The following is a 24,204-nucleotide window of genomic DNA, read 5'->3' as shown; positions in this document are numbered from 1 at the left end:
ATCACCAAGCGTTTATTTTAAACACACAACTTATGGATCTAACTCACAATTCAGAATGTGTAAAATTGATCATTATTGTTTCTGGGTATCTTATAGATTCCGTAAATGTGAACGTCATACATCAATAAGGAAAAATAATGAAACACAACTTACGCACTCTGGCTGTGGCGGTCTCTCTTGGTCTGGTGGCAGGCCCGGCAGTGGCAAACGACATTGATTTTCATGGATATCTGCGCTCCGGGCTGGGCGTTTCCGGCAGCGGCAGTCTGGAGCAGTTTCAGAAAAACAAAGTCGGACGTCTGGGCAACGAAAACGACACCTACGGCGAAGTCGAACTGGGCAGTGAAGTTTACAAAAAGGACGATGTCAGTTTCTACGTTGATTCCATGGTCAGCATGGTGTCAGACGGTTCCAATGACGACGAAAGCACCCTCAACGATGATGCGCAATTCGGCCTGCGTCAGCTGAATCTGCAAATCAAAGGGCTGGTACCGTGGGATAAAGATGCGGTGATCTGGGGCGGTAAACGCTATTACCAGCGTCATGATTTACACATCATCGATACCAAATACTGGAACATTTCCGGTGCCGGTGCCGGGGTGGAAAATCTGAAAATGGGTGAAGGCGCGCTGTCTGTGGCGTGGATCCGTGGCGATGCCAATGATGTCGATTACCGCGTCAATGCCGATAACGACGTCAACATCAACTACATTGACGTGCGCTATGCCGGTATCAAACCGTGGAGCGGCGCGTGGATGGAAGTCGGTGCCGACTACGCCATGCCAAACCTGACGCACGACCAGAAAGACTACGGCGGCCTGTATGACGCGGAAAATGGTGTAATGCTGACCGGCGAAATCAGTCAGGATATGTGGGGCGGCTACAATAAGCTGGTTTTACAATACGCCAACAAAGGTCTGGCGCAGAACATGATTTCCCAGGGCGGCGGCTGGTATGACATGTGGAACTACACCAACGACGCCAGCGGTTATCGCGGCATCATCACCGGCCTGATTCCGATCACCAGTAAATTCAGCCTCAACCACGTGCTGACTTACGGCCACGCGGAAAATATCACGGATTACACGGATACCACCGAGCTGGTTTCTCTCGTAGGCCGTGCGCAATATCAATGGACGGATTACGTGCGCTCCATCGGTGAAGTCGGTACGTTCTACCAGAAAGACGATTACAAGAACGGCACCAACTATAAGCAAGGCGGGCAGAAATATACGCTGGCAATGGGTCTGGCGGCCGGTCCTGAGTTTATGTCACGTCCTGAACTGCGCGTATTCGCCTCTTACCTGAATGATTCAGAGCACGGCAATACGTTTGAAGATCATACCAAATCCGATACGTGGAACTTTGGTGTGCAGGTAGAAGCCTGGTGGTAAATTTCCTTCGTTCTTGAAGCTGCACTAACTTAAGGGAAAAGAAGTAAGACGTTTTATTTAATAAAGAAATAACCTCATTGTAATAAACGCTCAGGGTTTAACGCATTTTCTCTTGTAGGGGATCGTGACGTTTTTCTACCCGCACAGCAGCATCATTATTATTTAGCAAGAAACAATAAAGGCAGCCTGGTGTCGGGCTGCCTTTATTTTATTTCGATTATCTGCATTAAATAAAAAACATCACATTAAAACAGAAATAGCTTTACTGACTTTTTAAGCCAAATTTCTCGGTCATTAACTTTTTCAGGCTGTCGGACTGTTTGCCGAATATCGCATGGACTTCCTGCCCGATGATCACCACGCCAATCGCGCCGGCCTGCTGGATGACACCGGAGTTCACGCGCCTGAGTTCTTTCACCGTGACGCGCAAACGCGTGATGCAGGCATCGACGTTAATAATATTTTCGCGTCCGCCCAGCGCATCAATTAATAATTCCACGTCGGTGGATGGCGGAACGTCATCTTTAGGGCTTTTATTCTTTGCAGAAAAGACGTGCATGAAATCTTTAATATTCACCATAATGATTACCCTCTTTCAGAAATGAAAAAACGTGCAGAGGGGAATAATCCCCGCTGCACGTTCGTGATAAAAACTTATCGGGACAATTTACGCGTCAGGATCTGGCAACCGAATGCCGGTAACGTTAATTTATGCGGCAATATTCCGCCGTGCACCATATCCTGATAATCACCCGGTAAACTGACGGTCTGGCTGTCGTTGCAGTAGTTTTGCAGGAAGATGAACTCGCTCTCGCCGTCGGTACGGCGCGCGGCGCTGACGCCTTCCGGCAGTGTCGTGCTGATGGCGCGCGGCAGGTTTATCTCTTTCGCCAGCGCGGTAAAGAAATCCGCCTGAAACTGTTGATCATTGCGCGACGCCACATAATATGCCTGCCCTTTGCCGAACAGATTCACCGTCACCGCAGGCGTTCCGGCGTAAAAATCATCGCCGTAGGTTGCCAGCGCCGCTGCGCCTTCGAGGTGGATCACTTCACACAGTTCTGCGGCCTGATACGGCCCGTTCAGCCCCAGCGCGTTGCCTTCAATGCCGCAGACGCTGTTGTGCTGTTCGTCAGTCAGGCTGTCGATTTCCTCTGCCCAGATGCCCAGCACCGGGCGCAATGGCCCAGGGAATCCGTTGAGGAAACACAAATCCGTTGCGTTAACGATACCGCTCCAGTAAGTGGCGACGAAGCGCCCGCCCGCCTGTACAAAGGCGCTGATCCGTTCGCCAACGCCTTCACGCACCATGTACAACATCGGGGCGATGACTAAGTCGTAACCGTCCAGTTCGCAATCGGCGTTGATCACGTCCACAGCAATGCCCTGCGCCCACAGGGCCTGATAATGCGCGGCCACGGTGTTTTCGTAATGCAATCCGGCGTTGCGCGGTCCCATCGCATCGTCCATCGCCCAGCGGCTTTCCCAGTCGAAGATAATCGCGACTTTGGCTTCCACGCGGCTACCCGCCACCGGCGCTAATGCCGAGAGGATTGTGCCGAGTTCTGCCACTTCGCGGCCCACGCGGGTATTAATGTGTCCGACGTGATCGACCACTGCACCGTGGAATTTCTCGGATGAACCGCGGCTTTTGCGCCACTGGAAGTACTGCACAGCATCCGCGCCGTGCGCAACCGCCTGTAAGGAAGACAGAATGTGCATCCCCGGCTTTTTCAGTTTGCTGGTCGGCTGCCAGTTGGTGAAGCTCGGCGTCGATTCCATCAGCACAAACGGCTGGCCATTTTTGAGCGTGCGCATCAGGTCGTGATACATCGCGGTGTACGCCGCCAGCCCGATATCATCTTTGCGCGTATGCCACATCGGGTAGCTGTCCCACGAGATGAAATCCAGCACGCTGGCGAGTTTCCAGTAATCGTAGTCGTAAAAATATTCCATGAAATTGGTGGTCGCCGGTAACGCCGGGTTTTCGGCTTTCAGCGGCCGGACTTCTTCGCTGTAAAAACGCGTGACCTGATCGGTATTAAACCGACGCCAGTCGAGATTCAGACCGTGTACGCCGCTTTCGCCCTGCGGCGACGGCGATTCGATCTGCGACCAGTCGGTATACGTGTGGCTCCAGAAGGTGCTCCACCAGGCGTTATTCAGCGCATCGAGGGTTTCATAACGGGCTTTCACCCAGCCTCTGAACTGCTCCTGACACAAGTCGCAATGGCATTCGCCGCCGTATTCGTTGGAGATATGCCAGCCGATAATAGCCGGATGATGTGCATAGCGTTTTGCCAGCGCCGTGTTGATTTGCTGCACTTTGTCGCGGTACACCGGCGAGGTCATGCAGTGGTTGTGACGGCCGCCGTGCAGCGCTTTCACCCGGTCGCGCCCGACGCGTAATACTTCCGGGTATTTTTGTGACATCCACGCCGGACGCGCACCGCTTGGCGTGGCGAGAAACACCGAAATACCGTTTTCATGCAAACGGTCGAGCACCTGATCCATCCAGTCAAAGGTATAGCGTCCTTCTTCGGGTTCCAGCGCAGACCAGCTGAAAATCCCGACAGACATGACATTACAGCGCGCCTCTTTCATCATTTCGACATCGCGAATCAGTACATCGGGGCTTTCCAGCCACTGCTCCGGGTTGTAATCCGCGCCGTGGAGCAGGCCGGAAATCTTACTGCTCAGAAGAGGAAATTTCGTCATGTTGTATCCTTACGAACTTTAAGAAATAAACTCCCCGGCCAAATTGACCGGGGAAAAGGGAATCAGTTGAAAACTTTAATGGAAGGAAGAACCTGACCGTCGCAGCCAAACAGCGCCTGATTTTCGCGGGCATTGCCCTCTTTCCAGTGGTCGTTGATGTAGGTCATGCCCGCCGGTGTTGCCCAGCCTGCGCCGTTAACGGCGATCCACGTCGGTTCCCAGTAGAACAGGCCTTTGCCGCGATGGTCCGGCACAGCCACCAGGCTTTTGATCATGTCGCTGAGGAAATCGGCCTGCCCCTGTACGGTGCCCGGATACCCGCCGTCTTTGGCTTCTTTGGCGGTGAAGCTGTTTTCAGCGGCATCACAGTTTTCAAGGGTATAGCCGTAAGCCACTTCGACGACGATCACGTCTTTGTTATAGCGTTTGCTGATGTCGTCCATGTTGGCCTGCAACGCGGAAATCGGGCCATTCCAGTAGGTATAAAACGACAGGCCGATAACGTCGTAAGGCACTTTGCGTTTATTGATTTCATCGAACCACCAGCGGAAGGTGTCGTTCTTGGTGCCTTCGGCCAGATGCAGCATGATTTTGATGTCTGACGGGTTTTTCTCATCGGCTCTGACGCCGGAAATCGCCGCGTTCAGCAGCCCGGCCAGACGGTCAAATTCGCCGCCGCCCGCGCCCCAGCTTTTGCCTTCCGGCCACAAAATGCCGCTGTTCATTTCATTGCCCACCTGCACCATATCCGGCAGAACGCCCTGCTGGCGGAACTGCGCAATCACGTCGCGGCTGTAATCATGGATGGCCGTTTTCAGCTGCGGATAGTCCATTTTTTCCCAGGCTTTCGGCTTGAACTGTTTGCCGGGATCTGTCCAGAAATCGCTGTAATGGAAATCGAGCAGGATTTTGAAACCCTGTGCTTTGGCGCGTTTCGCCAGTTCCAGCGTGGTCGCCAGGTCGTTATTGCCGCCGCCGTACGGATGCCCCTGCGCATCTTTCGGATCCACCCATAAACGCAGACGCACGTAGTTAAAACCGTTCTGTTTGAGGATCACCATCGCATCGGTCTGCTTGTGATTCTGGTCGTAGAACTTGCCGCCGTGTTTTTCCACATCAATCAGCGTGGAGATATCCGCGCCCTTGATAAAGTCCGCCGGCACATTGGCGACTTTTTTGAGGATGACGTCCTGCGCCACGCAGGAAAAGGACATCGCCAGCAGCACGCAGGCCACGGCGCTTTTTGTGAAAATCTTCTGAGTAAAGAGAGTCATGTGATTATCCTTTGGTGCTGCCAGCCGTCAGGCCGGAGACGAAGTATTTTTGTAAGGCGAGATAGAAAATCGCCACCGGTACGGCAATCAGCACCGCACCCGCCGCGTAGGTGGTGTAGCTCGCGCCCATTTTTTGGGCGACCAGGTTGTAGAGGCCGATCGGCAGCGTGTATTTATCCGGCGTACGCAAAATGGTGCTGGAAAGAATGAAATCCCCCAGCGGCCCGGTGAAGGAAAACAGCGCAATCACCGCCAGAATCGGCTTCGATAACGGCATGATGATTTCGATGAATATGCGGAAATTCCCCGCACCGTCCATGCGTGCCGATTCATCCAGATCTTTCGGAATGGCGTCCAGATACCCTTTCATCAGGTAGGTATTCATCGGGATCATGCCGCCGACGTAAATCAGCACCAGCGCCAGATGGCTGTTGATCAGGCCGAGCAGTTGCGCCAGCACAAAGATGGCGATCAGCGCCGAAAACTGCGGGATCATCTGCAATAACAGAAACAGCATCAGCCCGTCTTTGCGCCCTTTGAAACGAAAACGTGAGAAGGAATAGGCGGTGAAGCTGACGCAAATCAGCGTCAGGATCATGGTGAGGAAACTGATTTTCATCGAGTTCCAGTACCACGCCATGTAATTCACCTGGCCGTTGAACAGGTCTTTGTAATGCTGGAAAGAGAGGTTCTCCGGGATAATCGACGTGCTGAGCAGGCTGTTGCCCGCATTCAGCGACGCGCCGACGGTCCAGATCAGCGGATAAATAATAATGACCGCCACAATCAGCAACAGGAAATAACTCAGCGACAGGCGGATAAACCGGTTTCTTTTAATACTGCTGTTCTTATTCATCAGTTTGCTCCCGCCTACGCCATATCATCTTGTTTAAATGAATTGGTTGAACGGAATTGCCACAGTGCAATACCGACAACAAATATCGACAGCAAAATCGTAATGGTCGCGGCAATCGCATATTGCGAGGAAGACATGGTGAGTTTATAAATCCACGACACCAGAATATCCGTTCCGCCAGCATTCGATCCCGCCACGGCCGGGCCGCCGTTATTAAACAAATAGATAATATTGAAGTTATTAAAGTTAAAGGTGTATTGCGTGATAATAATCGGCGCAATGGAATACAACACCAGCGGCAGCGTAATGGTTTTTAATTTCTTCCAGGTGCTGGCACCGTCCATAGTTGCGGCTTCGTACAGGTCATTGGGGATCGCCTGTAATACGCCGGTGGTCATGGCAAAGACAAACGGGAAGCCGAGCCAGGTCTGCATCATGATCAGGGCGGTTTTGGTCCAGAACGGATCCGTCATCCACGCTTTCGGCTCAATGCCTAACGCCGCCAGTATTCCGTTGTTGATCACCCCAAAGGAGTCGTTGAACATCCCGGCGAACACCAGAATGGTGACGAAGCCCGGCACCGCCCACGGCAGAATCAGCACGGTGCGGATGAGCGCCTTGAAGCGCAGATCTTTCTGGTTCACCAGAATCGCCAGCATCACGCCAACGGTGCATTGCAGCGTGGTCGCCAGCACGGTCCAGACAACGGTCCACTGTAAAACGTCGAGCAACGTTGAACGCCAGATATTGAGCGTGAAGATATTAATGAAGTTTTTGAATCCCACCCAGTCCACTAATTTAGCCGGCGGTGTGTGATATAAATTGTAATTGGTAAAGGCAATGGAGAATCCGAAAATAATCGGGAACACCACCACGAAGACCAGCAGAATAAAACCGGGCGTAATCATTAAATACGGGAAACCTTCGCGCAGCAGCAAATGATATTGCTTTCTGACGCTGGGTAATTCCATGCCCGCATCGCGGCGCTTTCCGTTACTACAGGCATCCCGCAGGCTCCAGTAATAAAAGCCTGCACCGAACGCGCCGATTAATACGCTGATAATCCCTTTTGCCAGCAGGAAAATCGAGTTATCGCGCGGAACTTCTTCCCCGAGCGTATAAAGCCCCCACATGCCCTGTTGCAGGAAATCATAAAAAACGCCAACGAAACAAAACAGAATGATAAAAAACAGAATTCCCTTGGCCCATTGCCGGTTATAAAACTGACCGAAACCGGGAATGATTGCCAAAGCCAGTGCCACCGGCGCGTGATGGCGGGCAGACAGTGGCTCCTGGTTTTCCTCATGAAGACGCATAGACACAAAGATGTTCCTTTCACTGTGAGGGAGTGAAATCACTCCCTCTTTTCAGATGTACAGCCGTTTCAGAAGCGGTTGCCGTTACATGCGGATCATTCGTTGCTGGCTTTCGCCGCGTCGATCTGCATCTGGATATTTTTCACTGCATCATTGAGCGCCGCGTCTACCGGCTGTTTACCTGTCACGCCAAGCTGGATCCCGTTGTTCGCCGGGCCCCAGACTTCCTGCATTTCAGGCACACCCGGCATCGCCGTGGCGCGGGTTGACTGCTCGGCTACCGCATTGGCTTTCTCGTCATTTTTGATCATCGGGTCATTCACCAGCGCCGTCAGGGCCGGAATTTCCTTGGTCACTTCGTAGCGCACCTTGGCGTATTTCGCCTGGTTGATGAAGGTGATGAATTTCTCCGCCAGCGGTTTTTGTTTGCTGTAGGTCGAAACCGCATACCCTTTAACGCCCAGGAATGAGCTCATCGGTTTGCCGTTCGGCAACAGCGGCAGCGCTTTCACGCCGTAGTGGATGCCGGCGGCTTCGTACGGCTGGAACGCCCACGGGCCGGTGATCACAGCGGCGGCTTTCTTCTCGGTAAACAGAGAGTCGATGGCGTTCAGGCCGTTGTCGCCGGTGATCCCCGCCGGGAATAAACCGTCGGCATAGAATTTCTTCAGGTACGTCACGGCTTCAATGCTGCCCGGTTTGTTCAGGCCGATATCCCCGACGTTGATTTCTCCTTTCGCATCTTTGCCGAAGATGTATCCACCCATCGAGGCCATCGCGCCGTAGGCGTAATACACTTCGTCAAATTTGGCGAGCAGGCCGTATTTGCCTTTCGCCCTTTCTGCTTTCGAGAAGGCGTAATACTCGTCGAGGGTCGCCGGGGCTTTTGGCAGCAAATCTTTGTTGTAAATCAGCACCAGCGTTTCCACCGCTTTCGGCACGCCATAGGTGTGGCCTTTGAGCTGGAACGCGTGGATGGCCGACGGCGTAAAGCTGTCGGTGAAGGCTTTGTCGAGCGTCAGCGGTGCCAGTAAACCCTGTACCACGGCGGTGCCAAGCTGGTCGTTCGGGATGACCACCACGTCCGGGCCGATACCTGCCGGGCCGTCGAGACGCAGTTTTTCGGTCTGCTGTGCATAAGGTGTTTCCTGCACCACGACTTTGACGTTGTTCTCTTTTTCAAAGTCTTTTACAGCGTCGGAAATACCCGAAGATTTCTTAATATCTTCCCAGACAAGTAACTGTCCTTCGGCTGCCCGCACGGCCTGGCTGCTCAGACTTAATGACATCAGTACCAAGGCAGTAAGGTGTGTAATTTTCATTGTTGCTCCTGGATGTGAAGGTATAACATTTTTGTGTGTACAACAACGACAACCAATCAACACCCAGCAATACAAACCCTTTAAAAGCTGAATATAAAGTGATTAATGTCGCCATAAATATCGTGTTATACGTTAGACTTATAACCCATAAATCACTACCAAAAGATGTGTATTGTGTGATCACATCTGCAAAATTCGAACCCGCCTGTGCAAACGTTTACACAAGGTGGTTATAGTCCGAAATATCAGCGGTATGAATTTATTACGAGGTCAAACATGTCCAGCATCAGGCTTAAAAATGTGGTGAAGCGTTTCGATAAAACGGTGACGTTGCATGGCATCAATATTGATATAGAAGACGGCGAATTCACGGTGTTCGTCGGGCCTTCCGGCTGCGGTAAATCCACATTGCTGCGCATGATTGCCGGGCTGGAAGATATAACGGAAGGAGATGTGTATATCGGTGAGCAGCGGGTGAATGACGTCGACCCGTCGCGCCGTGGCGTGGCGATGGTGTTTCAGTCCTATGCGCTGTACCCGCACATGACCATTGCCGAGAACATGGGTTATGGCCTGAAAGTGAACGGCGTGCCGAAAGAAGAGATCCGCCATCAGGTGGAGATGGTCGCCAAAACCTTGCAGCTTTCCCATCTGCTGGACAGAAAACCGAAGCAACTTTCCGGCGGCCAGCGCCAGCGCACCGCCATTGGCCGCGCGATTGTGCGTAATCCGCAGGTCTTTATGTTCGATGAACCGCTTTCCAACCTGGATGCCGAGCTGCGCGTCGATATGCGTCTGCACATTTCCAAGCTGCATCAGGAACTGAAAACCACCATGGTTTACGTGACGCACGATCAGACCGAAGCCATGACGCTGGCCGATAAAATCGTGGTGATGAATTACGGCAAAATCGAGCAAACAGGCGCGCCGATGGATTTGTATTACAACCCGGTCAATCAGTTTGTGGCCGGTTTTATTGGTTCGCCGAAAATGAATTTCCTGCCTGCCGAGGTACTGAACTGGCAGCCGGACCGCCTTGAGGTGCGCCTGACGCCGGAAAAAACCTTAACGCTGGCGCTGAACACAACCGAACTGGCGGCGGGCGACAAAGTGACGCTGGGCATTCGCCCGGAGCATCTGCTCTCCCATGAAACCGAAAATCAGCTGGAATTTAACTGCGAGGTGGTTGAGCGTCTGGGTAACAGCACGTATCTGTTCGGCCAGTGTTACGGCACAGACGGTTTTAAAATGCTGCTGCCGGGCGATATGGCCTTTAATCCGTATCAGAGCCTGACAACCTGGTTTGACGCCCAGCGCTGCATGGTGTTCAGCGATGCCGGTTTGCGCATCAGCGCCGCCAGCCTTTCGCATCTGCATTAAGCCGTTATCAATAACCGCCCCTCAAAGGGCGGATATTCCTGCCCTGCTTCACCTCCCTGCAAATTCAGTGCTATACCTCTTTATCTGTTTTTTCTGATTGATAAGGAACATTCATGCCACTGCAATGCCGGATCCTTGATGATTACCAGAACGTCGCGCTGTCTCTGGCTGACTGGCAGACGCTCGCGCCACAGGTGGAATGCCGCGCGCTGACGGAGCATATCGGTGATGAAGATACGCTGGTCGCGCAATTACAGGATGCCGACATCGTGGTGATCATGCGCGAACGCACGCCGTTCGGTGCCGCGCTGTTTGCCCGTCTGCCTAAACTCAAACTGCTGATCACCTCGGGAATGCGCAATGCGTCGGTCGATCTGGCCGCCGCCCGCCAGCACGGCGTGACGGTTTGCGGCACCGGCAGCGGTTCAACGGCGCCGGTCGAGCTGACCTGGGCGTTAATCCTCGGGCTGGCACGGCATCTGGTCGCCGAAAACAACGCGCTGCGCCAGAACGGGCCGTGGCAAAGTACGGTCGGCACCGGGCTGAGCGGAAAACGTCTCGGCCTGCTGGGCTTGGGTAAAATCGGGCAGAAAGTGGGGCTGATTGCGCAGGCATTCGGGATGGATGTCAGTGCCTGGAGCCAGAACCTGACCGCAGAACGCGCTGCTGAACACGGTGTACAGCTGGCGGCATCGAAAGAAGAATTGCTGAAAACCAGCGATGTGGTGTCAGTACATCTGGTACTGAGCGAGCGCACGCGCGGGCTGCTCGGCGCGGCGGAACTGACGCTGATGAAACCCGACGCACTGCTGATTAATACCTCGCGCGCCGCAATTGTCGATCAACCCGCTTTGCTGCATGCGCTGCAAACCGGGCGGATTGCCGGTGCCGGGCTGGACGTTTTCGAAACAGAACCGCTGCCACCCGCCGATCCGTTCAGAACGTTGCCCAACGTGCTGGCGACGCCGCATCTGGGCTACGTTTCCGACGGCAACTATCAGGCGTATTTCCGCGAAGCCGTCGAGGACATTCAGGCGTTTCTCGCGGGAAAACCGGTGCGGATGCTGAGTTAACCCAGATTACAGACGTAAAAAAACCGGGCATAAACCCGGTTTCTTATTTAACGCCGCAACGAAATTATTTGGCTTCGTTGGCTTTAATTTCGCCCATGGCTTTCAGCTTTTTGGACAATTCACGACGTTCTTTCGACAGGTCAGCGTTACGGATGATGTAGTCATCAACGCGATCTTCATAGTCGCCGCGCATGTTAGCAATGATCGCCTGAATTTCCTCAATGCTCATGCCAGGTTTGATGTATTCACCCAGGTTGTCGAGCAGCAGAACACGTTTCTGGTTGTCACGGATTTTCTTTTCGTTATCAGCGATTTCGCGTTGTAATTTGTTTTTACGACGGAAAACACGCACAAACTCCAGAACGTCCTGGAAACTCGGCTTATTGATATTGTCCATTTTAACACCTTCGATTAAGTTACACAGATTCAGTGACTGATTTGCCGCAACCCGACTTGACGCAACCGCTAGCGTAGCAAAAATCGGGCAGTACGCTCAGATAATCGTCCAATGGCCCTATCTTACCCGTTTTAGGCCACAGACAAAAATCCCTTCATGCTTTCGTCGTTTTACCGCTGATATTTTGAGCTTCTTCTTTTTGCATCACCATTGTGATCAGGTCGCCCATTGACCGCAGTTGTTCCGCCACCTGCGTGCTCAGCCAGACGTAGCCGTAGACCTGCGCTTCCAGATGATTGGCGGCGTTCATCTCGACCAGCAGAGCTTTCAGCTCTTCAGCAGATTCATTCAGTTCATGGTTGATGGCCAGTTCATCGCCCCGCGTGCCGTTGAGCAACATCAGGCTGAGTTTTTCCAGCGTACTGAGCATCAGCAACTGCGCGCTGCGCAATGTGCGTGCGTTGAGCATCAGATAATGGCTTTCGCGCGAACTCCAGTACGCATCGGCCAGCAATTCCAGCGTACACAACAGGTTGCGGCTGAGCGTCTGGATGGCATCAAACGCCTCGCGCGGGACATGCGATTCCTTGCTGGCCGGTGCAAACAGCGAACGCATTTTCACCATCTGACCCATGGTACTTTTCATCTTGCCGTGCAGATGCGGACGCTCCAGCATGTTGGGCGACAGCCACGCGCTGTAGAGCTTGTTCAGCGACATCAGGTAATCGGCCATCTGCATACGCCAGTGAATAAAGGCACGTTGCGGATAAATACTGGCAAAAAGCAGCGCCAGCAGGGATCCGAAAATCACGTCCCCGGAACGCCACAGCGCCATCTTCATATCCCCCGGCCCTGCGCCGCACACCACCGCCAGCGTGATGCCGATCAAAAGCGCCATGTACGGGCGTTTGCCAAGCGTCAGATACCCGCTGACAAACATCACGATGCCGCACCAGACCAGCATCACCGGGAACGAATAAAGCTCCAGCCACAGCGCAATCAGGCCGGAAACCGACCCGAGCACCGTGCCGGTAATGCGCTCCAGCACCCGCTGAACCACATTTCCCCAGAACGAAATCGGCCCCATCACCACCACCAGTGTAATCAGCGGCCAGGTGCCTTCGGGAATTTCAGTCAGACGGACAATCAGGAATGTCAGAATAAACGCCAGCGCGATGCGCAGCGCATGAGTGATGCGGTAGTTACGGTAAATGACGTTATCCAGCGGAGAAATTTTCTTGTCGAGACGCACGTGTAGCCTGCCGTAAGGCGAAAATTCAAAGAAGGCAGTAAGTTTAGCCGAGTTACCGGAGGTGATCACCCCGCTTTAGTCAGGGTTTTGGCGGATTGATGCTGATTTTTGCGACGTTTTGGACGTTATCCCGCAGCACCACGGATTTTGTCATGACTTCACTGCACCGGGTGGTATCCTAGTCACCGTTTCACCCCTATTTCCGCACTGATAAGGTTATCTTCGTCATGTCAGACAAGCCGCAAAAAACTTTCTACTTTCACGATTACGAGACATTCGGTAAAAATCCGGCGCTGGACCGTCCGGCGCAGTTTGCCGGAGTGAGAACTGACGAAGATTTCAATATCATCGAAGAACCGTTAGTGATTTATTGCCGCCCTTCTGATGATTACCTGCCGGAACCGGAAGCGGTGATGATCACCGGAATTACCCCGCAGATTGCGCTGGAACGTGGCGTGATCGAAGCCGAGTTCACCGCGCAAATCCATAAAGCGTTTAGCGTGCCGGGCACCTGCATTGTGGGCTACAACAACATCCGTTTCGACGACGAAGTCAGCCGCAATATTCTTTATCGAAACTTTTACGACCCGTACGCTTACAGCTGGCAGAACGGCAATTCCCGCTGGGATTTGCTGGATGTGATGCGCGCCTGCTACGCGCTGCGCCCGGAAGGCATTAACTGGCCGGAAAACGACGACGGTTTCCCGAGTTTCCGCCTCGAACACCTGACCAAAGCCAACGGCATCGAACATGAAAATGCCCACGACGCGATGGCCGACGTTTACGCCACGATTGCGATGGCAAAATTGGTGAAGCAGGCGCAACCGCGTCTGTTCAGTTTCCTGCTCGAACACCGCAGCAAGCACAAACTGAATACACTGATTGATATTCCGGCGATGGCACCGCTGGTGCATGTCTCCGGCATGTTCGGCGCGGCGCGCGGCAATACCGCGTGGGTCGCGCCGCTGGCCTGGCATCCTGAAAACAAAAACGCCGTGATCATGTGCGATCTGGCGGGCGATATGTCCACGCTGCTCGATCTCGACCCGGATCAGATGCGCGAGCGTTTGTATTCCCGCCGCGACAGTTTGCAGGCCGGGCAGTCGCCGCTGCCGATCAAGCTGGTTCACGTCAATAAATGTCCGGTGCTGGCACCGGCAAAAACGTTGTTACCGGAAAACGCCGAGCGTCTGGGCATTGACCGCCAGCGCTGTCTGGAGAATCTCCAGTTATTGCGGCAAAACCCGCTGGTGCGTGAAAAAGTGGTGACGATGTACGCCGAAGCCGAGCCGTTTACCGCGTCCGAGGATGTCGATGCTCGCCTGTACGACGGTTTCTTCAGCGACGCCGATCGCGCTGCAATGCGGATTATCCTGGAGACACGTCCGGAGAATCTTCCGGCGCTGGATCTGACGTTTAATGATTCACGCATCGAAGCGTTGTTGTTCCGGTTCAGAGCCCGGAATTACCCCGCAACGCTGACTGACGCCGAGCAAAAGCGCTGGATCCAGCACAGGCAAGCGAAGCTCACAGACGAACGCATTCAGGCGTACATTTTAGAGCTTGAATCGCTCTATAACTTGTACGAGGGTGATTCTGAGAAGATAGCGCTTCTCGGGGCGCTGTTTGAATACGGGAAGAAATTGGTTTCCTGATTGCAGGAGGCCGCTGCAATTTGGCGGCGTTTCAACACTGACCGAGAAAGTTTCGGTTTCTCAATGGCAGTGATCACTTAACGCGCTGCGCCGAAACCGCCAAAGAGGGAGGAAAGCGCCTCCCTCTTTGATCTCCCACGCTTTTTAACTCCGCGCTGTCGCTCGCTGGCAATGTTTCAGCAACTCCGGCTATTGCCGCGAAATCTTGCCGCTGCGCGGTTCCCTCACTTGGTTTCGAGCCTTTGGTCTCGAAACACTTCACTCGGCAAGCTTTCTGAAAGCGGCCACTGGCTTAACTAAATTCAACGGCATTCTGTTTTCTTATTTAACTTTTGGTTGAAACGGTTACTCATTTATTAAATAACAATCATCGGTGAGGTTGCGAACTAGAAAGTTATTGGCCGCTTTCAAAACGACGTTGAGAGAGTGGTGAGAAACGGCGAGAGTTTTTTCCGAGCAGGTTCGAACCCGAAGCGAAAGGACCGCGCAGCGGCGGCGTTTGCGGCACTAGCCAGAGTTGCTGAAACAGTGCCCGCGAGCGATAGCGCGCAGTTAAAAAAACGCAGGATTCCAAAGGGTTTCGTTTAAAACCCTTTGGGCCAGTTTGGGCGGCTAGCCCAAGGTTTTGCGGTGTGGGCCGACGCCCACGACTTTGAATTTTGTTTTTAAAGCCGCCAATTTGCAGCGGCCTCCTGCAATCAAGCTTCCGGCGCTATTTCCCCGCTCATCTGCGGTGGCTGCTTACGAAACGCATTGGTAATAAACGCCAGATACGCCAGACCCATCGCGGCCCACACCAGGCCGAGTGTCATCGAACTGGCTTCGAGGTTCAGCCACAACGCACCGACGGTCAGCGCGCCGATCACCGGCAGGACCAGGTAGTTGATGTGGTCTTTCAGTGTACGGTTACGCTTCTCACGGATGTAGAACTGGGAAATCACCGACAGGTTCACGAAGGTGAAGGCCACCAGCGCACCGAAGTTAATCAGCGCCGTAGCAGTCACCAGATCAAAGGTCACGGCAGACATCGCCACAACACCGACCAGCACCACGTTGAACGTCGGGGTACGCCATTTAGGATGCACATAACCGAACACTTTCTCCGGGAATACGCCGTCGCGGCCCATCACATACAGCAGACGGGAAACGCCCGCGTGTGCCGCCATGCCGGATGCCAGAACGGTGACGCAGCTAAAGCACAGAATGACGGACTGGAAGAATTTACCGGCCACGTACAACATGATTTCAGGCTGTGAAGCGTCCGGATCTTTGAAGCGCGAGATGTCCGGGAAGTAAAGTTGCAGGAAGTACGACACCACCACGAAGATCACGCCGCCAATCAGCGCGGTCAGGAAAATCGCTTTCGGGATGACTTTGCCCGCGTTTGGCGTTTCTTCAGACAGCGAGCTGATGCCGTCGAAGCCGAGGAACGAGAAGCACAGGATGGTCGCGCCGGTAATCATCGGCACCACATGCGCATTTTCACTGAAGAACGGTTTTGTCGTCGCCAGCGTACCCATGCCCTCGCCCATGTAAACGCCACGGACCAGCAGACCAAGGAAGACCACCATGATCGCGACCTGAACCACAACGATGATGCTGTTGAGGTTAGCCACCACTTTGATGCCACGCAGGTTGAACGCGGTCATCAGGGCCACCAGCGCCGTCACGAAGATCCACGACGGCACACCGGGGAAGATGGCTTCCAGGTAAATTTTTGCCAGCAGGATGTTGATCATCGGCATGAACAGGTAGTCCAGCAGTGATGACCAGCCGACCATAAAGCCAACGTGCGGGCTGATGGCTTTTTGTGCGTAAGTATAAGCAGAACCGGCAGACGGGAAACGCTGCACCAGTTTGCCGTAGCTGACGGCGGTAAACAGTACGGCGATCAGCGCAAAGATGTACGCGGTCGCGACGTGACCATCGGTCAGGCCGGAAACAATGCCGAACGTATCGAAGATGGTCATCGGTTGGAGATAGGCCAGACCCATCATCACAACCTGAACCAGCGTCAGGGTTTTACGCAGTTGTACGCGCTGAGTCGCCGGAGCGGCAGAAATATTAGCAGACATGGCTCAGTCCTCCCTGAATTGCAGACACCGGGCGTTTAAACGCCTCTGAAAGCAACGACCAGGGAAAACTTCGTGAGTTATTACCAGTAAACGGGGGGTGATCTTCACATCGCTGATAACAGAGGTGAAGGCTGTGCGAATTTGGCCGCAGCTGAAAGAAGCACCGGCGGGCACCGGTACAGGTTTGAAGTATTGCCCCATTTTACATTTCCTCATAGTGGCGACCGTTGTTAATTTGGGGTCGCACACGAACCGTGTTATCTATCCGGATCTGAGTCCGGCCTCTGTTGAATTAGTTTGGGTACTGCATATACAAAAAAAATAACCGGCGCCTTTAAGCGTCGGTTATCTGCAGTGCGGCGTATTTTGCACAAATCACGCATGAATAACAACATTCAGTGGCGGTGAGTTACAAATTCTTTTCCGTTTTTAAACATTCTGCTCATGCCCGCCCCAAAATATTGGGTGTTAAAACGCCAAAGATTAAGGGGATCAGGCATTTTTGAGCATCCAGTCGATCTCGATTTCCGTGACGCGTCGTTCCAACTGCAACAGCTCGTCGGATTTACAGGCGTGATAGACCTGCGAGAAACGTTCGCCGAGGATTTTTTTCAGCGCCGGTTGCTCGTCAAAATCATACAACGCATCACTCTGGCGGATCGGCAGCGGGATCCCTTCCTGCTCCAGACCGTTCCCGGTGACCGGTTCGGGCAGCGGCAAATCGTTGTCCAGCCCGTAAAGCATCCCGGCCAGCACGGTGGCGACCACTAAATACGGGTTGGCATCAGCACCGGCCACGCGGTATTCCACACGGTGGTCGGCGGTTCCGCCACACGGTACGCGCAGTGCGACGGTGCGGTTATTGTGCCCCCACGACGCCTGCGTCGGGACATACATACCCGGCTGGAAGCGGCGGAAAGCATTCACGTTTGGCGCTAAAACGGCCATCGATGCAGGCATCAGCGCAATCATTCCGGCGAGCGAGCGTTTCATCAGCGCGGAATCTTTACCGTTCGCATCGGCAAACAGATTTTTGCCATTATCATCGAGTACGCTGAGATGAATGTGCATCCCGCTGCCCGCGTATTCGTCATACGGTTTCGCCATAAAGGTGGCGTCCATTTCATGATTTTCCGCCACCAGCCGCACCAGACGTTTGAGCATCAGGGCATGGTCACAGGCGCGCAGGATATTTTCGCTGTGGTGCAAATTGATTTCGAATTGTCCCGGAGAGGACTCCGCCACCGCGCCATCCGCCGGTAAACCCTGGATGTGGGCCAGACGGTCAATGTCACTGAGCACATCGGCAAAGTGATCAAGATTATCGACGGAATAAACCTGCGTATGCAGGCTGCGCTCCTGCGTTCCGGGCGTACACGGCGGCTGAATGTAGCCTTCCGCGTCACGCTGCCTGTCGAGCAGATAGAACTCCAGCTCTACCGCTACCACCGGGAATAAACCCCGCTGGCGCAATGTTTGCCAGATATGGTTCAGCACATTGCGTGGTTCAACGTTAAAGGGAGTGCCATCTTCGTCAAGCATGGTGAGAAGTAGCTGGGCGATGCGTTCGGGGTCGGAAGCCGAAGGCGTTAAGGTGCCGGGAACGGGAATACAGGTGCGGTCAGGTTCGCCCAGCTCCTGGCCTAGGCCAGCTTCTTCCACCACATTACCGAGAATATCCATGGCGAAGACCGATGCCGGGAAATAACAGCCTTTTTCAAGTTTGCGCAGGGCGGAGAGAGGAATGCGTTTGCCACGGAAGGAACCATTGAGATCGGTGAGCAGGACGTCGACGTGCAGGGTAAGCGGGTGACGCTCCAGGTATTGAGACACTTCATCCTGGAACGCGCTACTTCGCTCTTCAACCGGCTTAGCAAGAGGTTCATTCCCGCTAATCTCTTTCTTAATGTCGTTTATCAGTTCTGTCGTTTGCATAGGTTTTCCGCCATTTGCTGGTTTCCGGCGTCAACGGCACCACCATGATGCCTGCCGGTTATGCCTTACCGCTTCATTGGTCTGTTCAACGCAGTCTTCTCATTAGTCCTGATCCTCGCGGGCGTGCTCAAAATATAGGCCATATGATTAACCCTAGCCTTAACATTAATTATTTGCAACACCTACAATCACGCAACATATCAGTTTGAAAAGCCAGCGCACCGCTGCTAAATTGTTCAATGGGAGTTCATTATTATTGACATGCAATGACCCTTTGCGTGCGGGGAGACACGCGCTGGTGACACATTCATCCACTCAAAGAGGCGGTATTATGGGCAATATATTTTCCACGGCATCCGCAGGAAAACAGACAAGCTACAGACCGGTCATTGGGGTAGTGATGTGCGAAAACACGGTAGATGAAAACCCGGCGCTCACGGTGCACGAGAAGTATCTGGACGCCATTTTTAACGCCGACGCCCTGCCCGTCTGCCTGCCACACGAACTGGCCGCACGCGAAGGAGCGATAGACCAGATCCTGCGCGGTCTGGACGGCATTTTCCTCACCGGCAGCCCGAGCAATATTGAGCCCCATCGTTACGGTCAAGAAGGCGTCGAGGCGCTGGCCGATCCCGGCCGTGACAGTCTGAGTTTGCAGCTTATCCGCGCCACGCTGGATAAAAAAATCCCGCTGTTTGCCGCGTGCCGCGGTTTGCAGGAACTGGTGGTGGCCACCGGCGGCAGTTTGTACCGCAAGGTGCACGAAGAACCCGGTTTTATGGATCACCGCGAAGACACGTCGTTGCCACATGACGCGCAGTACGATCTGGCGCATGTGGTCTTTATCGAACCGGGCGGCTTACTTTCAGAATTATTACCGGATTATCAGCAGTTTCAGGTGAATTCCCTGCATGGTCAGGGAGCCAAACGTCTGGGCGCAGAACTGGCTGTCGAAGCCCGTGCGCCAGACAATCTGGCGGAAGCCGTGAGTGTCCGCGGTCACCCGTTTGCGTTGGGTGTGCAGTGGCATCCGGAATGGCACAGCCTGACGGATCCCGTTTCCCGTCAGCTGTTTAACGCTTTTATCGCGGCGTGTCGCAAAGGCCATCAGGCCCGGAGCGCACAAGAGGAATAAACGGATGAGCGAAGTCAGTCTGGCACCGGGTCGCCGGCTTTCTGAAATTCGTCAGCAACTGGGCATGTCACAACGTAAAGCCGCCGAGTTGTCTGGCCTGACGCACAGCGCCATCAGTACCATCGAACAGGATAAAGTCAGCCCCGCCGTCAGTACGTTGCAGAAGTTATTGCGGGTGTACGGGCTGTCACTATCGGAGTTTTTCGCCGAAGAACGCAAAAGTGACGAGCCGAGAATCGTCATGAATGCGGCAGATTTGATTGAGATTGGCAGCCGGGGGGTTTCCATGCGAATGGTGCATAACGGCACGCCAAACCACGCGGTCGCCATGCTGCTGGAAACCTATCAACCGGGCAGCACAACGGGCGACAAAATTAAGCATCAGGGAGAGGAAGTCGGCACCCTGCTCGAAGGAGAAATCATCTTAACTATTAACGGTCAGAGTTACCCGCTGCGTGCGGGGCAAAGTTATGCCATTAACACCGCGAACCCTCACAGTTTCAGTAATATTTCGACGCGGATTTGCAGGATAGTCAGCGCACATACCCCTAATACCTTCTAGTTGTCAGCCTTCCGGGTCTGACGACGGGAACCCAAAGAAGGATGTCATCATGAGTGCTCAAACAGGAAGTCCCCGCGCTGCCGGTGTACCTCACACCGACAGCTATTACGCCAGTTCCGTCAACGCTCACGCCCCGTGGCCGGAGCTGAATGAGAATATTGAATGCGACGTTTGTATTGTCGGTGCCGGTTATACCGGCATCTCTTCGGCGTTATACCTGTGCGAAGCGGGTTACGACGTGGTGGTGCTGGAAGCCGCGCGCGTCGGCTGGGGCGCCAGCGGGCGCAACGGCGGCCAGGTGGTCAACTCTTACAGCCGCGATATCGATGTGATTGAAGACCGCTATGGCCGTCAGACCGCCGATATGCTCGGCAGCATGATGTTCGAAGGCGCAAACATTATCCGCCAGCGCATTGATCAGTACGCCATTGACTGCGATTACCGGCCCGGCTGCATTTTTGCAGCGCTGAGCACAAGACAGCTCAATAAATTGCGTGATCAGCAAAAACTCTGGAACCGCTATGGCCATACCGAACTGACGCTGCTCGATGAAAGCGCCGTTCGCCGCGAAATCGCCACCGACCGTTATGTCGGCGGCCTGCTGGATAAAAATGGCGGGCATCTCCATCCGCTCAATCTGGTGCTGGGCGAGGCCGAAGCAATACGCCGTCACGGCGGGCGAATTTTCGAAGGCTCTGCGGTAACGCGCATCGAACACGGCGAACCGGCCATCGCGCATACGGCGAAAGGCACGGTCAAAGCGAAATATGTGATTCTGGCGGGCAACGCGTATCTGAGCCAGCAACTCGCCCCACGCCTGACGCGTCTGAGCATGCCGTGCGGCTCACAGATTGTTGCCACCGAGCCGTTGTCCGACGACATGGCACTTTCCCTGCTGCCGAATAATTATTGTGTGGAAGACTGCAATTACCTGCTCGACTATTTCCGTCTTACTGCCGATAACCGCATGTTGTACGGCGGCGGCGTAACCTACGGCGGAAAGAATCCGCCGAACATTGATTCGGTGATCCTGCCAAAACTCAACCGCACGTTTCCGCAGCTCAAAGGCGTGAAGATTGATTACCGCTGGGGCGGCAATTTCCTGCTGACGCTGTCGCGCCTGCCGCAGTTCGGGCGGCTGGAAAAGAATATCTACTATATGCAGGGCGACAGCGGCCACGGCGTGACGCTGACGCATCTGGCCGGAAAGCTGATTACCGAAGTGCTGCGCGGCGATGCGGAACGTTTTGACGCGTTTGCCCGCCTGCCGCACATGCCGTTCTTCGGTGGCCGCAACTTCCAGGTGCCGTTTACTATGCTCGGGGCTGCCTATTATTCGCTGCGTGACCGGTTAGGGGTTTAACGGCTTTTCATGCGTTTTCCGCCGCCAGACCTTCCAGCGCGGTGGAAATGCCTATTATGGTAATAAAAATCCTAAATCACCCCAGCAACGCCCTCATTTTCCTGATAAATTAAGGAGCGCCTTTCTGATGGCGCCCTCGCCTCATATTTTGCCTCAAAAGGAGAACGCTCTTGGACGCCAGCACGATTAATACCCTTTTCTTTATTGGCGCCCTGTTAGTCGCAGCGAGCATTTTGCTCAGTTCGTTCTCTTCGAAGCTCGGTATCCCTATTTTAGTCATTTTCCTGGCGATTGGCATGCTGGCGGGCGTCGACGGCATTGGCGGTATTGCCTTTGATAATTATCCGGCGGCGTATCTGGTCAGTAACCTGGCGCTGGCGGTAATTTTGCTCGATGGCGGGATGCGCACCCGCGCCTCTTCTTTCCGCGTCGCCCTTTGGCCTGCGCTTTCACTGGCGACGGTCGGCGTGCTGATTACCGCCGGGCTGACCGGTCTGGCGGCCGCCTGGCTGTTCAATATCAATCTGATGCAGGGCTTACTGATTGGCGCAATTATCGGCTCCACCGATGCGGCGGCGGTATTTTCGCTGATCGGCGGAAAAGGCCTGAACGAACGCGTCAGTGCCACATTAGAAATTGAATCCGGCAGCAATGACCCGATGGCAGTCTTCCTGACCATTACGTTGATCGACATGATTTCCAAAGGCGAACACGGGCTGAACCTGATGTTTGTCGTGGACGTCGTGCGCCAGTTTGGCCTCGGCATTGTATTTGGCGTCGGTGGCGGCTGGCTGCTGCATAAACTCATCAACAAAATCACGCTGGCGGCCGGACTGTATCCGCTGCTGGCGTTCAGCGGTGGCCTGCTGGTTTACGCGGCCACCATGTCACTGGAAGGCAGCGGCATTCTGGCGGTTTACCTGTGTGGCCTGATGCTCGGTAATATGCCGATCCGCAACCGTCACGGCATTTTACAGACGTTCGACGGGCTGGCGTGGCTGAGCCAGATCGGGATGTTCCTGGTGCTCGGCCTGTTGCTGACGCCGAGTGATTTGCTGCCCATCGCCCTTGCGGCGCTGGCGCTTTCCCTGTGGATGATCCTGCTGGCGCGCCCGCTGTCGGTGTTTGTCAGCCTGATCCCGTTCAAAAACTTCACCCTGCGCGAGCGTTTCTTTATCTCCTGGGTGGGCCTGCGCGGCGCGGTGCCGATCATTCTGGCGGTTTTCCCGATGATGGCCGGTCTGCCGAACGCCACGCTGTACTTTAATGTCGCGTTCTTCATCGTGCTGGTGTCGCTGTTGCTTCAGGGGACATCTCTGGGCTTCGCGGCAAAAAAAGCCAAAGTGCTGGTGCCGCCGCAACCGACACCAATTTCCCGCGTCGGGCTGGACATCGACGTTTACAACGACTGGGAACAGTTTGTGTATCAGCTCGGTTCTGACAAATGGTGCGTCGGTGCGGCACTGCGAGACCTGCAAATGCCGCAGGCGACGCGTATTGCGGCGCTGTTTCGCGGCAAAGAAATGCTGCATCCGACCGGCAGTACACGGCTGAAAGAAGGCGATATTCTGTGTGTGATCGGGCGGGAAAAGGATTTGCCGGAGCTGGGTAAACTGTTCAGCGACAGCAATAAAGTCGTGCTCGACGACCGGTTCTTTGGTGATTTCATTTTGCAGGCCGATGCGCCGCTGGATGCGATTTCACAACTGTACGGCCTGAATCTGGAAGAGTCCGTTGACCAGTCGCAAACGCTGGGACATTTCGTTATCCGCCTGCTGGGTGGCGAACCGGTGATCGGTGACCATATCGAATGGGACGGGCTGACGTGGACGATTGCAGAGATGGAAGGCAATCAGGTGAGTAAAGTCGGCGTGAGGATTGTGACGGAGAAAGCCTGAGGTTCTGCTCCTTCCCCTTTCACAAGGGGAAGGAGCAGGCTGTATTACTGAGCTGCCTGCGGATCTTTGTCGTAGTCTGAACAAGACTGGTAGCCTTTATTCATGACATGACCGGTGTCGTTAAAGCTGACGAAGTAAGTCTGCGCTTTACCGTCACGTGGGGCGACCGCGTAAGTCTGACACGTCCCTTTCGCATGTATCAGCGTCGCTTCCGTTGACGGTGGCCCTGCAATTGCACGAACCTGAGATTTGGTCATGCCGACTTTAACGTCGCTGACCACAGGCTCTTTCACATAACTCGCTGCACGATCGTAAGTCTGACACCCTGCCAGTACAGAAACGGCTGTAGCAACCATAATCAACATTTTCTTATTCATAACATCTCCTCCTGAGGTCTTTTTTGTATTGTTAAGACTAGAAGAAATGGCCGATATAGCCAGCCAATATGACTTATATTTGTTGATTGCTACAGTTTTTAAGTTTTTTCTGATAACCGTTGTTGCAAATTTAACCGGTTTCCGGCGGGCAAAAAAATGCCGGGTAAAAAGAGGTCAGCGCGCCATTTATGATCTATACATGAATGATGTAAGCCTTTGATT

19 protein-coding genes are annotated in these 24,204 nt (G+C 53.9%); 8 read left to right on the top strand and 11 right to left on the bottom strand.

What is annotated here, in order from left to right; genetic code table 11:
* Positions 1–137 precede the first annotated feature (137 nt).
* Positions 138–1,394 carry a maltoporin gene (locus tag ACM5QY_RS12920; protein WP_416121071.1) on the top strand — a complete coding sequence of 419 codons (1,257 nt, stop codon included), beginning with the start codon at positions 138–140 and terminating at the stop codon, positions 1,392–1,394.
* 262 nt (positions 1,395–1,656) lie between these two features.
* Here ACM5QY_RS12920 and ACM5QY_RS12915 read toward each other — a convergent pair whose 3' ends face one another.
* From ACM5QY_RS12915 to ACM5QY_RS12890, 6 genes are all read right to left on the bottom strand, one after another.
* Positions 1,657–1,974 (bottom strand): glucose PTS transporter subunit EIIB, encoded by a 318-nt coding sequence (locus ACM5QY_RS12915; protein WP_416121069.1) that lies wholly within the window; start codon positions 1,972–1,974, stop codon positions 1,657–1,659.
* 74 nt (positions 1,975–2,048) lie between these two features.
* Positions 2,049–4,112, bottom strand: a complete 2,064-nt coding sequence (locus ACM5QY_RS12910) for a beta-galactosidase (protein ID WP_416121067.1) — start codon at positions 4,110–4,112, stop codon at positions 2,049–2,051.
* A 62-nt stretch (positions 4,113–4,174) separates the two neighbouring features.
* On the bottom strand, positions 4,175–5,326 hold the full coding sequence (locus ACM5QY_RS12905; RefSeq protein WP_416122879.1) for a glycoside hydrolase family 53 protein: 1,152 nt from the start codon (positions 5,324–5,326) through the stop codon (positions 4,175–4,177).
* Between the two features lie 64 nt (positions 5,327–5,390).
* Entirely contained in the window at positions 5,391–6,242 is an 852-nt protein-coding gene (locus ACM5QY_RS12900; protein ID WP_104921527.1) for a sugar ABC transporter permease, read from the bottom strand.
* A 14-nt stretch (positions 6,243–6,256) separates the two neighbouring features.
* Positions 6,257–7,558 (bottom strand): carbohydrate ABC transporter permease, encoded by a 1,302-nt coding sequence (locus ACM5QY_RS12895; RefSeq protein ID WP_416122878.1) that lies wholly within the window; start codon positions 7,556–7,558, stop codon positions 6,257–6,259.
* Between the two features lie 95 nt (positions 7,559–7,653).
* Positions 7,654–8,880, bottom strand: a complete 1,227-nt coding sequence (locus ACM5QY_RS12890) for an extracellular solute-binding protein (RefSeq protein WP_416121064.1) — start codon at positions 8,878–8,880, stop codon at positions 7,654–7,656.
* Positions 8,881–9,156: 276 nt separating this feature from the next.
* Between ACM5QY_RS12890 and ACM5QY_RS12885 the strand changes: the two genes are divergently transcribed.
* On the top strand, positions 9,157–10,260 hold the full coding sequence (locus tag ACM5QY_RS12885) for an ABC transporter ATP-binding protein (protein ID WP_416121062.1): 1,104 nt from the start codon (positions 9,157–9,159) through the stop codon (positions 10,258–10,260).
* Positions 10,261–10,373: 113 nt separating this feature from the next.
* Positions 10,374–11,333: a D-2-hydroxyacid dehydrogenase family protein gene (locus ACM5QY_RS12880; RefSeq protein WP_416121060.1), complete on the top strand. Its 960-nt coding sequence runs from the start codon at positions 10,374–10,376 to the stop codon at positions 11,331–11,333.
* A 64-nt stretch (positions 11,334–11,397) separates the two neighbouring features.
* On the opposite strand, the gene tmaR is transcribed toward ACM5QY_RS12880, so the two are convergent.
* Together tmaR and ACM5QY_RS12870 are read right to left on the bottom strand one after the other, a co-directional pair.
* Positions 11,398–11,730 carry a PTS system regulator TmaR gene (tmaR, locus tag ACM5QY_RS12875; protein WP_416121058.1) on the bottom strand — a complete coding sequence of 111 codons (333 nt, stop codon included), beginning with the start codon at positions 11,728–11,730 and terminating at the stop codon, positions 11,398–11,400.
* 154 nt (positions 11,731–11,884) lie between these two features.
* Positions 11,885–12,982, bottom strand: a complete 1,098-nt coding sequence (locus tag ACM5QY_RS12870) for an FUSC family protein (RefSeq protein WP_416121056.1) — start codon at positions 12,980–12,982, stop codon at positions 11,885–11,887.
* 227 nt (positions 12,983–13,209) lie between these two features.
* Between ACM5QY_RS12870 and sbcB the strand changes: the two genes are divergently transcribed.
* The gene (gene sbcB, locus ACM5QY_RS12865; protein ID WP_416121054.1) at positions 13,210–14,637 is read left to right on the top strand and encodes an exodeoxyribonuclease I; all 1,428 of its coding nucleotides are present in this window, start codon (positions 13,210–13,212) and stop codon (positions 14,635–14,637) included.
* 698 nt (positions 14,638–15,335) lie between these two features.
* Here sbcB and ACM5QY_RS12860 read toward each other — a convergent pair.
* Positions 15,336–16,712 (bottom strand): APC family permease, encoded by a 1,377-nt coding sequence (locus ACM5QY_RS12860; RefSeq protein WP_416121053.1) that lies wholly within the window; start codon positions 16,710–16,712, stop codon positions 15,336–15,338.
* A gap of 492 nt (positions 16,713–17,204) precedes the next feature.
* Positions 17,205–18,647, bottom strand: coding sequence for a glutamine synthetase family protein (locus tag ACM5QY_RS12855; protein ID WP_416121051.1), 1,443 nt, complete (start codon positions 18,645–18,647; stop codon positions 17,205–17,207).
* Between the two features lie 331 nt (positions 18,648–18,978).
* Here ACM5QY_RS12855 and puuD point away from each other — a divergent pair, with 331 nt between their 5' ends.
* The 4 genes from puuD to ACM5QY_RS12835 all read left to right on the top strand — a co-directional run bounded on the left by puuD (position 18,979) and on the right by ACM5QY_RS12835 (position 23,605).
* Entirely contained in the window at positions 18,979–19,782 is an 804-nt protein-coding gene (gene puuD / locus ACM5QY_RS12850; RefSeq protein ID WP_416121049.1) for a gamma-glutamyl-gamma-aminobutyrate hydrolase, read from the top strand.
* A gap of 4 nt (positions 19,783–19,786) precedes the next feature.
* Complete coding sequence (gene puuR, locus ACM5QY_RS12845) at positions 19,787–20,344, top strand: HTH-type transcriptional regulator PuuR (RefSeq protein ID WP_416121047.1); 558 nt, start codon at positions 19,787–19,789, stop codon at positions 20,342–20,344.
* A gap of 49 nt (positions 20,345–20,393) precedes the next feature.
* Positions 20,394–21,707, top strand: coding sequence for an NAD(P)/FAD-dependent oxidoreductase (locus ACM5QY_RS12840; protein ID WP_416121045.1), 1,314 nt, complete (start codon positions 20,394–20,396; stop codon positions 21,705–21,707).
* 170 nt (positions 21,708–21,877) lie between these two features.
* A complete protein-coding gene (locus tag ACM5QY_RS12835; protein ID WP_416121043.1) occupies positions 21,878–23,605 on the top strand; it encodes a potassium/proton antiporter in 1,728 nt (575 codons plus the stop codon).
* 44 nt (positions 23,606–23,649) lie between these two features.
* Here ACM5QY_RS12835 and osmE read toward each other — a convergent pair whose 3' ends face one another.
* Positions 23,650–23,982, bottom strand: a complete 333-nt coding sequence (osmE, locus tag ACM5QY_RS12830) for an osmotically-inducible lipoprotein OsmE (RefSeq protein WP_101075868.1) — start codon at positions 23,980–23,982, stop codon at positions 23,650–23,652.
* Positions 23,983–24,204 lie beyond the last annotated feature (222 nt).

It is taken from the genome of Rahnella sp. PCH160 (genome assembly GCF_047784855.1).
GTDB lineage: Bacteria > Pseudomonadota > Gammaproteobacteria > Enterobacterales > Enterobacteriaceae > Rahnella.
This window is presented reverse-complemented; position numbering and strand designations above follow the sequence as displayed.

Excerpts from the sequence above, each read along its gene's own strand:
- ACM5QY_RS12920 (WP_416121071.1), top strand. The coding sequence starts at position 138 with ATGAAACACAACTTACGCACTCTGGCTGTGGCGGTCTCTCTTGGTCTG.
- ACM5QY_RS12915 (WP_416121069.1), bottom strand. The coding sequence starts at position 1,974 with ATGGTGAATATTAAAGATTTCATGCACGTCTTTTCTGCAAAGAATAAA.
- ACM5QY_RS12910 (WP_416121067.1), bottom strand. The coding sequence starts at position 4,112 with ATGACGAAATTTCCTCTTCTGAGCAGTAAGATTTCCGGCCTGCTCCAC.
- ACM5QY_RS12905 (WP_416122879.1), bottom strand. The coding sequence starts at position 5,326 with ATGTCCTTTTCCTGCGTGGCGCAGGACGTCATCCTCAAAAAAGTCGCC.
- ACM5QY_RS12900 (WP_104921527.1), bottom strand. The coding sequence starts at position 6,242 with ATGAATAAGAACAGCAGTATTAAAAGAAACCGGTTTATCCGCCTGTCG.
- ACM5QY_RS12895 (WP_416122878.1), bottom strand. The coding sequence starts at position 7,558 with ATGCGTCTTCATGAGGAAAACCAGGAGCCACTGTCTGCCCGCCATCAC.
- ACM5QY_RS12890 (WP_416121064.1), bottom strand. The coding sequence starts at position 8,880 with ATGAAAATTACACACCTTACTGCCTTGGTACTGATGTCATTAAGTCTG.
- ACM5QY_RS12885 (WP_416121062.1), top strand. The coding sequence starts at position 9,157 with ATGTCCAGCATCAGGCTTAAAAATGTGGTGAAGCGTTTCGATAAAACG.
- ACM5QY_RS12880 (WP_416121060.1), top strand. The coding sequence starts at position 10,374 with ATGCCACTGCAATGCCGGATCCTTGATGATTACCAGAACGTCGCGCTG.
- tmaR (WP_416121058.1), bottom strand. The coding sequence starts at position 11,730 with ATGGACAATATCAATAAGCCGAGTTTCCAGGACGTTCTGGAGTTTGTG.
- sbcB (WP_416121054.1), top strand. The coding sequence starts at position 13,210 with ATGTCAGACAAGCCGCAAAAAACTTTCTACTTTCACGATTACGAGACA.
- ACM5QY_RS12860 (WP_416121053.1), bottom strand. The coding sequence starts at position 16,712 with ATGTCTGCTAATATTTCTGCCGCTCCGGCGACTCAGCGCGTACAACTG.
- ACM5QY_RS12855 (WP_416121051.1), bottom strand. The coding sequence starts at position 18,647 with ATGCAAACGACAGAACTGATAAACGACATTAAGAAAGAGATTAGCGGG.
- puuD (WP_416121049.1), top strand. The coding sequence starts at position 18,979 with ATGGGCAATATATTTTCCACGGCATCCGCAGGAAAACAGACAAGCTAC.
- puuR (WP_416121047.1), top strand. The coding sequence starts at position 19,787 with ATGAGCGAAGTCAGTCTGGCACCGGGTCGCCGGCTTTCTGAAATTCGT.
- ACM5QY_RS12840 (WP_416121045.1), top strand. The coding sequence starts at position 20,394 with ATGAGTGCTCAAACAGGAAGTCCCCGCGCTGCCGGTGTACCTCACACC.
- osmE (WP_101075868.1), bottom strand. The coding sequence starts at position 23,982 with ATGAATAAGAAAATGTTGATTATGGTTGCTACAGCCGTTTCTGTACTG.